The sequence below is a fragment of the Erwinia sp. S38 genome (genome assembly GCF_016624545.1).
GTDB lineage: Bacteria > Pseudomonadota > Gammaproteobacteria > Enterobacterales > Enterobacteriaceae > Erwinia > Erwinia coffeiphila.
This window is the reverse complement of record NZ_JACVTS010000013.1, coordinates 1-13,240: the sequence shown is the minus strand read 5'-3', so window position 1 is coordinate 13,240 and position 13,240 is coordinate 1. Positions and strand designations below refer to the sequence as shown.

13 protein-coding genes are annotated in these 13,240 nt (G+C 53.8%); 7 read left to right on the top strand and 6 right to left on the bottom strand.

Annotated elements, in window-relative coordinates; genetic code table 11:
* Positions 1-27: 27 nt before the first annotated feature.
* The gene (locus IBT46_RS15205) at positions 28-618 is read right to left on the bottom strand and encodes a flavin reductase family protein (protein ID WP_200546364.1); all 591 of its coding nucleotides are present in this window, start codon (positions 616-618) and stop codon (positions 28-30) included.
* A 205-nt stretch (positions 619-823) separates the two neighbouring features.
* On the opposite strand from IBT46_RS15205, the gene map reads away from it, so the two are divergent.
* The 3 genes from map (at position 824) to IBT46_RS15190 (ending at position 2,922) form a co-directional block, all read left to right on the top strand.
* Entirely contained in the window at positions 824-1,612 is a 789-nt protein-coding gene (gene map, locus IBT46_RS15200; RefSeq protein WP_200546363.1) for a type I methionyl aminopeptidase, read from the top strand.
* 133 nt (positions 1,613-1,745) lie between these two features.
* Complete coding sequence (locus IBT46_RS15195) at positions 1,746-2,138, top strand: cupin domain-containing protein (protein WP_105595674.1); 393 nt, start codon at positions 1,746-1,748, stop codon at positions 2,136-2,138.
* 307 nt (positions 2,139-2,445) lie between these two features.
* Positions 2,446-2,922 carry a hypothetical protein gene (locus tag IBT46_RS15190; protein ID WP_370569470.1) on the top strand — a complete coding sequence of 159 codons (477 nt, stop codon included), beginning with the start codon at positions 2,446-2,448 and terminating at the stop codon, positions 2,920-2,922.
* Positions 2,923-2,958: 36 nt separating this feature from the next.
* On the opposite strand, the gene IBT46_RS15185 is transcribed toward IBT46_RS15190, so the two are convergent.
* A complete protein-coding gene (locus IBT46_RS15185) occupies positions 2,959-3,528 on the bottom strand; it encodes a hypothetical protein (RefSeq protein ID WP_200546361.1) in 570 nt (189 codons plus the stop codon).
* A gap of 163 nt (positions 3,529-3,691) precedes the next feature.
* On the opposite strand from IBT46_RS15185, the gene IBT46_RS15180 reads away from it, so the two are divergent.
* The gene (locus tag IBT46_RS15180; RefSeq protein ID WP_200546360.1) at positions 3,692-3,988 is read left to right on the top strand and encodes a SelT/SelW/SelH family protein; all 297 of its coding nucleotides are present in this window, start codon (positions 3,692-3,694) and stop codon (positions 3,986-3,988) included.
* Between the two features lie 109 nt (positions 3,989-4,097).
* On the opposite strand, the gene IBT46_RS15175 is transcribed toward IBT46_RS15180, so the two are convergent.
* The 3 genes from IBT46_RS15175 to IBT46_RS15165 all read right to left on the bottom strand — a co-directional run bounded on the left by IBT46_RS15175 (position 4,098) and on the right by IBT46_RS15165 (position 8,500).
* Positions 4,098-4,997, bottom strand: coding sequence for a tetratricopeptide repeat protein (locus IBT46_RS15175; protein ID WP_200546359.1), 900 nt, complete (start codon positions 4,995-4,997; stop codon positions 4,098-4,100).
* Between the two features lie 316 nt (positions 4,998-5,313).
* Positions 5,314-7,713: a TonB-dependent receptor domain-containing protein gene (locus IBT46_RS15170; RefSeq protein ID WP_200546358.1), complete on the bottom strand. Its 2,400-nt coding sequence runs from the start codon at positions 7,711-7,713 to the stop codon at positions 5,314-5,316.
* 307 nt (positions 7,714-8,020) lie between these two features.
* The gene (locus IBT46_RS15165; RefSeq protein ID WP_200546357.1) at positions 8,021-8,500 is read right to left on the bottom strand and encodes a GNAT family N-acetyltransferase; all 480 of its coding nucleotides are present in this window, start codon (positions 8,498-8,500) and stop codon (positions 8,021-8,023) included.
* A gap of 82 nt (positions 8,501-8,582) precedes the next feature.
* On the opposite strand from IBT46_RS15165, the gene IBT46_RS15160 reads away from it, so the two are divergent.
* Positions 8,583-9,518, top strand: coding sequence for a LysR family transcriptional regulator (locus IBT46_RS15160; RefSeq protein WP_200546497.1), 936 nt, complete (start codon positions 8,583-8,585; stop codon positions 9,516-9,518).
* Here the strand turns inward: IBT46_RS15160 and IBT46_RS15155 are convergent.
* Positions 9,506-10,843 (bottom strand): LLM class flavin-dependent oxidoreductase, encoded by a 1,338-nt coding sequence (locus IBT46_RS15155; protein ID WP_200546356.1) that lies wholly within the window; start codon positions 10,841-10,843, stop codon positions 9,506-9,508. The two genes, IBT46_RS15160 and IBT46_RS15155, sit on opposite strands and share 13 nt — an antisense overlap.
* 127 nt (positions 10,844-10,970) lie before the next feature.
* Here IBT46_RS15155 and IBT46_RS15150 point away from each other — a divergent pair, with 127 nt between their 5' ends.
* Together IBT46_RS15150 and IBT46_RS15145 are read left to right on the top strand one after the other, a co-directional pair.
* The gene (locus IBT46_RS15150; RefSeq protein ID WP_200546355.1) at positions 10,971-11,885 is read left to right on the top strand and encodes a bestrophin family protein; all 915 of its coding nucleotides are present in this window, start codon (positions 10,971-10,973) and stop codon (positions 11,883-11,885) included.
* Positions 11,886-12,092: 207 nt separating this feature from the next.
* Positions 12,093-13,127: a Gfo/Idh/MocA family protein gene (locus tag IBT46_RS15145; protein ID WP_200546354.1), complete on the top strand. Its 1,035-nt coding sequence runs from the start codon at positions 12,093-12,095 to the stop codon at positions 13,125-13,127.
* Positions 13,128-13,240: the final 113 nt, after the last annotated feature.

Sequence of the window (13,240 nt, the reverse complement as noted above, 5' to 3'; positions counted from 1 at the left end):
ACTCACTGTTTGCGAACCGCCTGCCAATTAATTCCCTTCGCTGCCGTCCAGTACGTTCAGCGACTCACCGGTCGCGTAAAACTGCCCGCCCGCAACATAGTGCAGGCTGCGCAGCGCCGGGTCGGCACGATCGAAATGCCAGTGCCCTTCGCTGAACACCCGGCTGTCGGCCCATGCACCGACCACTTCGCCGATAAACAGATCGTGGGCCTGCTGGTTATGCGGTTCGTTAATCAAGCGGCAAGCCAGCCACGCCGAACAGCCCGCGACAAACGGCAAATCGAAACCGTCAAACGAGAACAGTTCAACACCGCAGTTCGCCAGCTTATCGGGTTCGGTAAACAGGCTGCGGGTGCCCACGGCGTGAGTCAGCTTGATCTGCGCTACCGTGGGTACCTGGATAACGAAAGTTTCGCTGCCCTCCACCAGCTGCCGTGTTTTAGCAATCTTATCCAGTACCACCAGGATCTTGGCCGGTGAGAAATCCAGCCCGGTGGCCCAGGCGGCGGCCATCACATCCTGTACGCCATCGTGACGGGCTGAAACCAGTACCGTCGGGCCATGGTTAATCAGGCGGTAGGCTTTTTCCAGCGCTACAGGGGCAATAAATTCGTTCATAAATTTTCTCGATGAGCGTGATGTGACGAGGTAGAAACCAGAATAAACCATCCGGTAGCCGCCTGTCGTGCTGACGTATTCGGTGCAGCACGGCTGGATAAACAGAAACCGTTGCCGATTGAAACGAGATTCATTACGTCAGTGATTGTTTCATCGCTTGTCGGAAACTAGAATAGCTATCAGATACTTAACTTCAGGAACCGTTATGCGAAATATTAAAATTCACTCGGCCGAGGGAATTGAGAAGGCGCGGATCGCCGGAAACCTTGCGGCAAAAGTGCTGGCGATGATCGGTGAGCACGTTAAACCCGGTATCACTACCGAGCAAATCGATGATATTTGCCATGATTATATTGTGAATACGCTCAAATGCATCCCGGCCAATATCGGCTATCACGGCTACACCAAAACCACCTGCACCTCGGTGAACCATGTGGTGTGTCACGGTATTCCGAACTCGAAAAAAGCGCTGCGCGATGGCGATATCGTCAATATTGACGTGGCGCTGATCTGCGATGGCTGGTACGGCGACACCAGCCGCATGTACTACGTTGGCACCCCGTCAATTCGCGCTAAACGTCTGGTGGAAGTCACCTATCAGTCAATGGTGGCCGGAATCAGGACCGTGCGCCCCGGCAGTACCCTTGGCGACATTGGCGCAGCAATTCAGAAAGTCGCCGAAGGTGCGGGTTTCAGCGTGGTGCGTGAATACTGCGGCCACGGCATCGGTCAGATTTATCATGATGACCCGCAGATCCTCCACTACGGTATTGCGGGCCAGGGGCCGGAACTGAAGGCGGGCATGATTTTTACCATCGAACCGATGATTAATGCCGGTAAAGCGGCGGTCAGCGTGCTGGCCGATGAGTGGACGGTCGTAACGAAAGACCGCTCGCTGTCGGCACAGTGGGAGCACACCGTGGCGGTCACCGAAACCGGGTTTGATTTGCTGACGCCATGGCCAGACGGCACAGGTGAGTACGAAGCGATTTAACCCCGCTATTAATGAGATTTACTCATAACTGCTATGTGGGCTGCCGCCTCAATCTCTGCGGCTAAATGGCCTATTATTGTCGGGTATCCGTTAACGGATGCCCGATTTTCATTTGAGCAGAGGAATCGCCATGATTGATATCATTAAAAACGGCAGCAAAGCCCCCGCAGCCGGGCCCGCCGACTATTTCACCGGTTCAGTCACCATTAATGCCCCTTTTCAGGCGACCGAACCTGCTCGTGTAGGCGGCGCGACGGTGTCGTTTAGCGCTGGTGCACGCACCGCGTGGCATACCCATCCACTTGGCCAGACGCTGATCGTCACCGCCGGTCAGGGTTGGGTGCAGGAGTGGGATAAGGAAGTTCAGGCGATCGCCAGCGGTGATATCGTCTGGATACGCCCCGGCGTTAAGCACTGGCACGGCGCATCGGCAGGCAGCGCAATGACCCATATCGCCATTGCCGAAGCTGAAAACGGTAAAGTGGTTGACTGGCTGGAGCACGTCAGCGACGAGCAGTATCCCTGAGTTTTACACAGCGCCTGGATTCGGGCGCCATTTAACGGAGCGTTTAATTATCGATCGGCGATCGCCCGAATAAGCGTTACGCACATCAAAACTATCGTTAACTCCGTAATCAGAGACATCTTATTTTTGAGTCCCCTTTCTGCTGCCAGAATATCCTACCATCATTTATTGCCATAAAATTAATAACGGCCGGAAATAATGTCTTTGCCGTTATTATTCACACCCTTATCAATATAACAGCGGAATAGTTATGATAAAAAAAACCTTACTGGCTGGAATGTTACTCACCACATTAACCGGATGTTCCGTGGCGACTTATAGCCACAAACTGCAGGACGTTGAATCCGGCGATCGCGTGGGAATAAGTTTTGATAACAGAAATCTCGACTATATGCGTGTATATCCGAATACCGCCGAGTGCATTAATCTTGACTCCCCAGATAATGGCTATACGAATAACGCGATTGGCTTCCAGACGAGGCTGAATAACAAGCTGCTTGGTTTCCCGGAGATCCCGGAAACGCCAGTGATGCGGCGCGAGTTCTGGGTCAGCGCGAAAGGTAATATCGCTATCCGTATGATTGCCGATAACGGCAGTTTCCATACGGTTTCCTTTAAACCCAATCTGACTTCTTATTACTACGTGACCGGATCGTATAAATCCGGCGAGGTGTTTGTTTATGAAGTCTATAAGACCGAAAAAGGTTACTACGATAAAAAACCGGTCACCGATTTACAGCTAAAAAACTGCGACGACGGTAGCTTCAGATTCCAGAAGTTTTAACCCTCGCCAGCGCCGCCGGTTTTAACAAGTGAGCGTTTAACCGGTGAGCTTTTCACCGGTGAACTTCCCGGCGTACCAGGCATCCAGTACCTGCAGCAGATTCTCCGCCTGTTCAGTGGTAAAACCAAAGTAGCGCCCTCTGCCTTCAATATTCAGCATCAGCATCGGTATATCTTCCCGCGAGTGGATATAGTCGAAAACGTAAACCACATCGCTGTGTTCAAACAGGTAACCTACGGCATTTCCCGCTTTGCGTTTGACGGTAACTCGCTTGCCGCCTGCGCTGTTCGCCTTCGACCAGATGATAAAATCTCGGATGGGCTGGGTCTCTCTGGCATAGTCGCCGCGAATAAAACCAAAATAGCTGGCATCGTCAGACGGGCTGAAGTATTCAGCAAGGGCAATGCGGTCGTTATCATCCGAAATTTTTACGTCAAATGAATAGGTATCCGCACAGGCGTTAAATTTAGTTTTAAATTCACAGGCACCCAGGCCTTCCGTACGGTATATCTCATAATAACGACCGGTAGCATATTTATGAAACGTTGAGCAGGAGGCCAATGCCAGACATGATATTAATAACAGTGATTGATTAATTTTTTTCATTTTTCTTTCCATGAACTGTTTTTTTGATGTTAGCCAAAATTCTATTCAATCCATTTAAGAGCTGTCTGAAATAACAATCAGCAGGACAAAACTCAGGCTTCGGGATAAAATTATGCCGGTAACCACTTCACCTTATCTCTTACCGACTGGAAGGCCCGCAACCATGAGCACCCTGCCCGCTGTTAAAATTCAATACTGTTCCCAGTGCAACTGGATGCTACGCGCCAGCTGGATGGCCCAGGAGCTGCTGCACACCTTCAGCACCGATTTGGCCTCCGTCACTCTGGTGCCGGGCACCGGTGGGATTTATGAGATTACCGTCAACGATGAGGTTATCTGGAACCGTAAAACCGATAATGGCTTCCCGGATGCCGCCGAGATTAAGCGTCGGCTGCGGGCTATCTGCTTCCCGGAACGCGATCTCGGCCATATCGATCAGCACGTCAAACCTGCGGAATAATACGTCGCTCAGGCGTTAAAGCCGGGTGGATAAATACCCGGCTTTTACAGGCGAGCCTGCGTCATAATTACTGCCACTGCCACTGCCACTGCCACTGCCACTGTTAATTCTACTGCTGTGCTATCCCCTCACAATCATCCCCGTAAAAGTCGTCGGAGCGGCACAGCTGGGTTTTAATCGCTTGAATTCGCTGTGGATTAGGCTTAATGCCATATCCCCCTTCGCGATACATCGTAAATAAACTTTGAATGTAAGTCATTGCGCGGGAATCAGGGCTGTTTCCCTCAGAGTAAACATCCAGCAGTTCCGTTGCTTTTTTATAATCTTTCGCCCAGGACTCCCCACCCTGATAATAGAGATCGCCGAGTTCATAGCAGGAGAGTTTGAATTTCAAATCGCAGGATTTTTGCAGTAATGCCAGCGCCTTTTTGCCATCAACCGCAACACCACTCCCTGCCAGATACATCGAAGCAAGATAGTATTCACCGTTGCCGGGGTTAGCGGTGTTATCCGCTGCCGCATAGCGTTCGAAATACTTTCGCGCCAGAGCATAGTCTTCCGGTGCGCCATTACCGCGCTTATACATAAGCCCGAGAGAGAGCACCGCTTCCATATCGCCGTCTTCGGCCCGCTGCTGATAAACGTCCAGTATAGTTTGCGGCCGACGGCTGGCGTTGAGCGTCTGTTCCACTTCAGTAAAAAGCTGCTTATCTTCAGTTGAGGGGGTGGTCTTACTCTTGAGGTAATAGGCAATAATGCCTAATTGATCCATCGCCTCATGACTTCCCTGCTTCGCGGCTTTGCTCAGCCAGTACGCTGAATGCTGCATATCATGGTCGTTTAAATACCGATTCCCCAGTGCAAGTTGATATTTCAATACGCCGGATTCAGCCTGTTGAAAAATATAGCGCTGCTTATTGTCTGCTTTGATTTTCCAGGTAAGCACTGACGCAGCGGCAATAATAATAACGGCTGAAATAGCGAGGGTGATTTTGGAGTGGTGCTTCATTTTTCAGTCCTTATTGACAGAGACTGATGATGAATTGATCCTGAAGGTAAGCGTCTCCGTGAAAAGTGAAAAACTACCCTCTGGATTCCGTCTTGTACAGGATTTTTAAAAAATTAAGATTATCCGCACAGTCAAAGTCTGTCGATAAAAGATAGAAATAAGAACGTTCTTAATATAATAAAAAATCAAGTTCAGGTGAAACTATCAGTAATAAATCTTATTACGACACGCAATTAACTATTTCTATTTTTTGCCCCACAGAAAGAAACCCCGCGTGTAAACGCGGGGTTGAGTATTAATGCGGTACTAACAACGATTAGAAGTCGACATTTACACCCAGCTGGAAGCTGCGGCCCGGCATAACGGCCAGTGCATTGTCGTAGCCATCCTGCGCGGTACTTTCCGTCAGCTCACGGCTGCTGAGATAATCCCAGTATTTGCGATCGGTCAGGTTATATACGCCGCCGCTCAGCTTCACGTTTTTGCTCACGCGCAGCCATGCGGTCATATCCACCATGCCATAGCCCGGCACGCGCATATATTTTGCGGTGGAATCGGTGATTGGCGTACCCACGTTGGTGTAACTTTCGCGGTTGGTGGCTTCAGCCTGCTTGCCCTTAACAAAGGTGGCGGTCACCGCAGCACCGTAACGCTGGGCCGGATCGTCCCACGCTACGCCAACGATCGCTTTCATTGGTGCAACGCTTTCCATGTCGATGTACTTGTCGCCGCTGTAGCTCGACTTCGACTGACCTTTGCTGTACGCCAGGCCAAGGTTAGCGCTCAGGCCGTTAACCTCTTCAAACCAGGTGCCAAAGTTAACTTTGGTGCTTATCTCACCGCCCCAGATATAAGCCTTATCACGGTTTTCAGCCTGATAGGTGGTGTAGATGTTTGACGGTACGTTAACGAACTTGTCCGGGTTCGCCGCACGACGGTAGCGGGAATAGGCAATAAAGTTCTTATAGCTGTTGTAGTACAGCGAGGAGTTCAGCGTCACGCCTTCAACCGCCTCACCCTTCACGCCCCACTCGAAGTTGTTGCTGGTTTCCGTATCCAGGCTGGTGTTACCGATCAGCGCATACTGTGCCGGACCGGCATAGCTTGAACCCAGGTTCCACGAACCGTACAGCTGGCTGGCGTTCGGGAACTGTGCGCCGCGCTTGTACTGGATATAGGTCATCAGGGTTGGCGTCAGATCGTAGTTGAAGCTGATTGACGGCAGCACCTGAGTATCTTTATTGGTTTTACCGTACAGCGTTTCCACCGATGCGCCGTTCAGCGCGGTGCTGTTGGCGGTCAGATTATCCAGATTCTGCGGTTTGGTTTCCTGATGGGCGACGCGTACGCCAGGCACCACCGAGAAGTTGTGGCCACTGAGATCGAACTGAATATCGTCCTGCACGAAGCCACCCAGCACCGTGGTGCGGCTGTCGCCCTGCGGCTTCATCACCACGCTGAACGGACCCGGTGCCGGAGACTGGCTGAACGGGCGTTCTGCATCGCTGATGCGGCCGTTAAGACCGGCACTCAGGTTATGGCGACCCAGAGTTTTCGCCAGCTGCGTTTCCAGCCCCCAGGTTTTCACATTGTAGTCGGAGTAGACACGCTGCATGTTGCCGGTCATTTCATCCGGCATCAGCGTGTTGTCATGGGCTTCGGTGCTCTGCCAGTACGCTTTGGTGGTCAGGCTGTCGACCCACTGGCTCGACGGCGTCCACTCATCCTTCACCGAAGCACCCCAGCGGCGGGTATTACTCTGCTGGTTGGCCGGGCCTAGGATCGCAGAACCGCTGCTGTTCCAGCTGTCGTAGTTGGTGTGTTTAACCTTGCTGTAAAAATCCAGCACGCCGGTAAATTTATGCTCGTCGTTCGGCTGCCAGATGCCCGAGGTTAACAGCGCGTCGGAGTGCCAGTTAGCCGGGTAGGCATCATGCACGCCGCTGTTATTGCGGGTTTGCTGACCGTCGCGGCGGCTGTAGGCAATCAGGCCGCGCAGGGTCTGATCGCCTGCGGCAGCGGTAATGCCGTTGTGCCAGCTGCGGCTGGAAGAATCGTAGTCGCTCTGATAGCCGAAATAAGTGTCTTTGCCCGGCTGCAGATAATCATCGGCAGACTTTGGCTGGAAGGAGACGGAACCGCCCATGGCGTTGTTGGCGTAGGAGGTTTCGGTGGCACCGGCAACGATATCGATCTGCCCGTAGACGTAAGGATCGATGTAGTCGCGGCCAATCCCGAAGGTGTTCACGCCCGCACGGCTGGCGTAGCTGCGGCCGGTCGCATCCGGCTGTGGAATGCCGTCAACGTCTAGCGCCACGCGGTTGCTTTCCAGGCCGCGAATGTTGTAGCCGGTGTAGCCGCCGCGGTCGAAGCCGCTTTTACCGTCGGAAGAACCGCCGCTGGAACCGGTGGCGCTAATCGCCAGCTGGTTGCGCATCACCGATCCGAAATCGTTGCTGCCGCGCTTTTGCAGCTCGTCAGCGGTGATGGTGGTTTTGGTCCCGGCGACTTTTTTGATCTCCGGGGCGGTCACGGTCATTACCGGTTCGTTGTTTGTAACCGGTTTGACCAGATTCTGTTTCTGGCTGGTGTTAGCGCTGGTCGCTACGTCGTTTTGCGCAGCAGGCGATTCTGCGGCGTTAACGGCAGCGGTAAAAAACGTTCCCATGACGAGAGACGTCTGCAGCAATCCCCTGCGGGATGAAAATTTGAGCATGTCAAATACCCTGATCTATTTTATTTGTATTTGCCCGGCATCGGCTTCCTGTACAAACGGGTGTGTAACGAATCTAAAAGGGTATTGCAGGTGAATCTTTATATTTTGCGACATCATATATAAATGATAACCATTATCAATCTCAAATTAATAATTATTTACAATTTGTCGCGGAACTTTTTCGCTGAGAAAACGTTGCGATGTCATTGAAGTGTGCAATAGAGCAATACGACGAAGCCAGCGGCAAGGCTGGCTTCGTGTGAACAATCGCGCGGCTTACCCTCAGCCGGGCAGGATTGGCAGATAATCAGGAGGCGGCGAAGTCCGTCAGCACCGCACCTTCCATGCGGTAGCGCACCCACTCATCCTGCGGTGCAGCACCGATACTTTTATAGAAATCGATGGCGGGCTGATTCCAGTCCAGCACGCTCCACTCCAGACGACCGCAGCCCCGCTCTACCGCCAGTTTGGCAATGTGGCGCAGCAGCTGCTTCCCGGCCTTTTGTCCACGAAAACGCGGTGAAATATACAGATCTTCCAGGTAAATACCGTTTTTCCCCAGCCAGGTAGAGTAGCTGGTAAAGAACACCGCATAGCCCGCCGGGACACCATCGATCTCACAAATCAGCCCTTCCGATTTACTGTCATCAGCAAACAGCGTCTGCTCAATATCCTGCTGTGTGGCAATCACTTCATGCAGCGCTTTTTCGTATTCGGCCAGTTCGGCGATCATCGCGAGGATCAGTGCGGCATCGCTGCGTTCAGCGCGGCGGATAACAAGTTTCATTGATATTCCCGTCTTACATTGAGTTGATGGCGGGCAGAATACCCGCTAATCTCGGATGAATGAAGTGCATTGTTATCAGTATATAGTGAATTTTATGCATCCAAATTTACGTAACCTCGACCTCAATCTGTTGCTGGTATTTGACGCGGTCTGGCGGCACCAGTCGGTCGCTCGCGCGGCGGAGGAGCTGGCGTTGAGTAATTCGGCACTGAGCCATGCGCTTAGCCGCCTGCGCCGCCATCTTGGCGATGAACTGTTTTACCGGGTGGGCCACGAAATGCAGCCCACCCTTTTTGCCACCGCGCTGGCGGAATCGGTCAATAACAGTCTGTCGCAGCTTAACCAGAGCGTACAGAAACGCCCCCGCTTCGATCCGGCAACCAGCCAGCACGAATTCACCTTTGCGGTCACCGACTTCACCACCTTCAGTCTGTTCCCTGCGCTGATGGCGAAAGTCCAGCAGCTCGCGCCGTGGCTTCGCTTTCAGTTGATTCACAGCGAACAGAAAGTGGCGCTGCACGAACTGATGGCCGGGCGGGTGGACTTCGCATTAGGATTCAGCGAGATCCACGATCGCCGGCTGCCGGACATTGAAGAAATGGACTGGATGGAAGATGAATACGTGGTGATCGCCTCGCCGCGTTTTTTCCCCGCGGATCGACCTGTTAACCTGGCGCAGTATATTGCCGCCCGGCATCTGGTGGTCACACCGTGGAATGAGGAAACGGGGTATATCGATAGCGAGCTGGCGCTGCTGGGGCTGGAACGACATATTGCTCTGCGAATGCCGTCGGTGCTCGGTGCACCGTTTATCATCGCGCAAAGCCCGTTGCTGATGACCATTCCGCGCTATGCCGCAGAGCGTTTGCAGCACAGCGTGGAGTACGTGATCCATCCGCTGCCGTTTGCCATTCTGCGCTACACGGTCAAAATTTACAGCTGGCAGAAAAACAGCCAGCGCGACGCCTGCCGCTGGCTGCTTGAACTGCTGCGCGGGTTAAAAAATCAGCCTGCGTGAGTCAGTTGCTGTTCGGTGCTTCCCGCATAACGGTTTTCCCGCACCGGTAAATCCAGCCTCTCGCGCAGCGTGGTGCGGTCGTCCTGCTGCCAGTAGCCGCGTTCGGCCAGAATTGGCAGCACGTAACGGGTCACGTCTTCCAGCGCCTCGTTCAGTACCGGACCACAGATGATGAAACCGCTGGCTCCGCCCTGCTCCACCCAGCGAATAAAGGTGTCCGCCACCTGCTCCGGCGTACCAAAGAATTCCCCCTTCGGCAGTGTGGTGCGATAGGCCACTTCACGCACAGTCAGCTGTTCCTCTTTCGCCAGCCGTTTGATCTGATCGGTGGTTGAACGGAAGGTATTTTCTCCCAGCGTGCCCAGTTCCGGGAACGGACCGTCAGGATCGTACTGGCTGAAGTCATGATGATCGAAGAAGCGCCCCAGATAGCTGAGGGCATCGTCCAGCGACAGCAGCGACAGCAGATAGCGATATTTTTCTTCCGCCTCGGCTTCCGTTTTGCCGACAATCGGCGTGATGCCGGGGAAAATTCCCGGGGTCGGTTTCTGCTGAGCGCGGGCTTCAGCGTCCAGCTTGTGCGCATAGCTTTCCGCTTCTTCCAGCGTGCGGGCGTTAGTAAACACCGCATCGGCGGTTTTGGCCGCCAGAGCAATACCGGTATCGGAGGCACCGGCCTGGAAAATGACCGGTTGTCCCTGCGGCGAACGCTGAATGTTCAGCGGCCCGGCCACCGAGAAGTATTCGCCTTTATGATTCAACGCGTGCAGTTTTGAGGCATCAAAGAACACGCCGCTCTGCTTGTCGCGAATAAAGGCGTCGTCTTCCCACGAGTCCCACAGCCCCTGCACCACCTGTAAATACTCTTCGGCAATGCGATAGCGCTCTGAATGCTGCGGATGCGCGCGGCCAAAGTTGCGGCCCGATCCTTCCAGCGGTGAGGTCACCACGTTCCAGCCCGCGCGACCGCCGCTGAGCAGATCGAGCGATGCCACCTGCCGTGCAACGGTGAAGGGATCGCTGTACGAAGTGGAAATGGTTCCGGCCAGGCCAATGCGGTGTGTCACCGAGGCCAGCGAGGACAGCAGGGCTATCGGTTCGAAGCGGTTAAGGAAGTGCGGTAGCGACTTCTCATTAATGTGCAGACCGTCGGCAACGAATAAAAAAACCAGTCCGGCGTCTTCTGCCTGATGCGCCAGCTGGTGATACCAGTTAACATTGACGCTGGCGTCAGCAGGTACGTTATGGTGCCGCCAGGCATTCATATGACCACCTGCTCCCTGTAACATCAGGCCGAGTTTAATCCGGCGTGCAATCTGGCTCATAAGCTAACTCCGTGGTAATCCGTGGTAATAAGATATGCCTTCAGATTTCCATAAAATTGCCGCAGATTTAAATATCAATATTGGCTTTGCATTGCCGCTTTGTGTCTAACTCACTGGAAATATTGCCATGATCGTTCGTCCTCATCAGCACTGGTTCCGCCGTCTGTTTTCCTGGCGCGGCGCGGTGCTGTCCAAAATTATGTTTCGCCTTGGCCTGAATCTGCTGATGTCGATTATTGCGGTAATCAGCCTGCAATGGTACGAAACGCTGGGCGTGCATCTGACCACTGCGCCGTTCAGCCTGCTGGGTGTGGCGATTGCGATCTTCCTCGGTTTTCGCAACAGCGCCAGCTATGCCCGATTCGTTGAAGCACGCACGCTGTGGGGAACGCTATTGATTACCAGCCGCTCGCTGCTGCGTCAGGCTAAAGGCGCGCTGCGTCGCGATCCGGCGGCGGTGGCCGAATTTACCGCCCTGCTGCTGGCCTTCAGCTGGGCGCTGAAACATCAGCTGCGCGGCACGGACAGCAGTGACGATATCCGGCGTCTGCTCCCTGCCGATTGGCAAAATGAGGTGCTCAACAGCCCATTTCGCGCTAACCGGCTGCTGCTCGCCCTCGGCGAGTGGCTGGCGCAGCAGCGCGATCGCGGTGCGATCTCCGACCTACTGTATAACGGCATTGACCATAATCTGAATACCCTGTCGCAGGTGCTGGGCGGCTGCGAGCGCATCAGCAACACGCCGATTCCGTTTGCCTACAGCCTGATACTTCAGCGCACGGTGTATCTGTTCTGTACCCTGCTGCCCTTTGCGCTGGTCACCGACCTGCACTATATGACGCCGGTAGTGTCGATGTTTATCTCCTACACCTTCCTGTCGCTGGAATCGCTGGCGGAAGAGCTGGAAGACCCGTTTGGCGTCGATTCCAACGATCTGCCGTTGAATGCCATTTGCAATACCATCGAACGCACCCTGCGCGATATGAACAATGAAGCGCTACCGCCGCCGCTTAAACCTGATGACCGATTCAATCTGATTTGAATTCAACCGTTCACTTTCCATCCCGAAACAGCGCGCAATGCGCTGTTTTTGCTTGAAGATTATTGATTGTTGGTTCCCTGAGCAGATTGATGGATTTCCATCATAAAAGCGGTTTCCTCCGTAAAATCCGCTGACTATAGTGAAATAGCGCCGCCCGGCGGCCACTCAATCCGCTTGATGCCCTACACCTAATAATCAGGAGCTGCCATGTTTCCGTCTTCATTACCCAAGGCCCGTACGCTCGATCCCCACGCCGTTCCCTCGCTGCGCTGGGGCATTATCGGTCCGGGCTGGATTGCCGAACGCTTTGCCCGCGCGCTGAAAGAATTCACCTCACAGCAGCTGGTGGCGATAGCCTCCCGTTCGCAGGACAGGGCCAGCGCCTTCGCCAGCAAAATGGGCATTCCTCAGGCTTTTGGCAGTGCCGCCGAGCTGCTGGCCTCACCGGATATTGATGCGGTATACATCGCTACACCGCATAACCATCACTATCCCGACGGACTACAGGCGCTGAACGCCGGTAAGCACGTATTGATTGAAAAACCGCTGGCGCTCAACGCGCAGCAGGCGCGCGGCCTGGCCGAATTGGCAAAAGCTAAAGGTTTGCTGTGTATGGAAGCGATGTGGTGCGACTTCCTGCCAAAATACGACATTATCACCCAGCTGCTGGAGGATGGTGCACTGGGCGATTTGCATACCCTGCTTGCCGACCACGGTGAATTTTTCACCCCCGATCACCGTATTTTCAACGCAGATTTAGCGGGCGGGCCGATGATGGATCTCGGCAGCTATCTGATCGGCTTCAGCGTGAAAGTCGCCGGTGCGCCGGTGTCCATCCACGCCACCGGACAGCAGGTGCCGGGCGGTGTGAACGGTCAGACCTCAATGCTGCTGACCCACAACAACGGCATGCATTCTGTGCTGAATACCACCCTGTTCAGTAATACGCCGTGCGCGGCGGTGATTGCCGGACGTGATGCCACGCTGGAGATCGGCGGTGCATCCTTCTACGCGCCGGGGCCGTTTACCCTCACCTCAAGCCAAGGTGGAAAAGTACTGCACTTCGATGAGCCGCGTAACCGCTACGACCAGCTGTTCCATGAAGCCGTTCACTTTGCCTGGTGCGTGGGACAGGGTAAAACCGAGTCGCCGGTTCGCCCGCTCTCTGCGTCTATTGATACGCTGGCGGCAATGGATGAAGTGCGTCGGCAGATTGGTCAGGTGTTTAACGAAGAGAAGTAGTTTCAGCATCTGAAAGCTATCGAAAAAAAGCCGCCTTCGTTTCTGGCGGCTTTTTCAATTCCGGTGACCCGTCCTGAATAGCGTTGACACGTTCCCGACTTAAATACGGAGAA

Bases quoted from the DNA above. Each gene is read 5' to 3' on its own strand.
- IBT46_RS15205 (WP_200546364.1), bottom strand. From the start codon at position 618: ATGAACGAATTTATTGCCCCTGTAGCGCTGGAAAAAGCCTACCGCCTG.
- map (WP_200546363.1), top strand. From the start codon at position 824: ATGCGAAATATTAAAATTCACTCGGCCGAGGGAATTGAGAAGGCGCGG.
- IBT46_RS15185 (WP_200546361.1), bottom strand. From the start codon at position 3,528: ATGAAAAAAATTAATCAATCACTGTTATTAATATCATGTCTGGCATTG.
- IBT46_RS15180 (WP_200546360.1), top strand. From the start codon at position 3,692: ATGAGCACCCTGCCCGCTGTTAAAATTCAATACTGTTCCCAGTGCAAC.
- IBT46_RS15175 (WP_200546359.1), bottom strand. From the start codon at position 4,997: ATGAAGCACCACTCCAAAATCACCCTCGCTATTTCAGCCGTTATTATT.
- IBT46_RS15170 (WP_200546358.1), bottom strand. From the start codon at position 7,713: ATGCTCAAATTTTCATCCCGCAGGGGATTGCTGCAGACGTCTCTCGTC.
- IBT46_RS15165 (WP_200546357.1), bottom strand. From the start codon at position 8,500: ATGAAACTTGTTATCCGCCGCGCTGAACGCAGCGATGCCGCACTGATC.
- IBT46_RS15155 (WP_200546356.1), bottom strand. From the start codon at position 10,843: ATGAGCCAGATTGCACGCCGGATTAAACTCGGCCTGATGTTACAGGGA.
- IBT46_RS15150 (WP_200546355.1), top strand. From the start codon at position 10,971: ATGATCGTTCGTCCTCATCAGCACTGGTTCCGCCGTCTGTTTTCCTGG.
- IBT46_RS15145 (WP_200546354.1), top strand. From the start codon at position 12,093: ATGTTTCCGTCTTCATTACCCAAGGCCCGTACGCTCGATCCCCACGCC.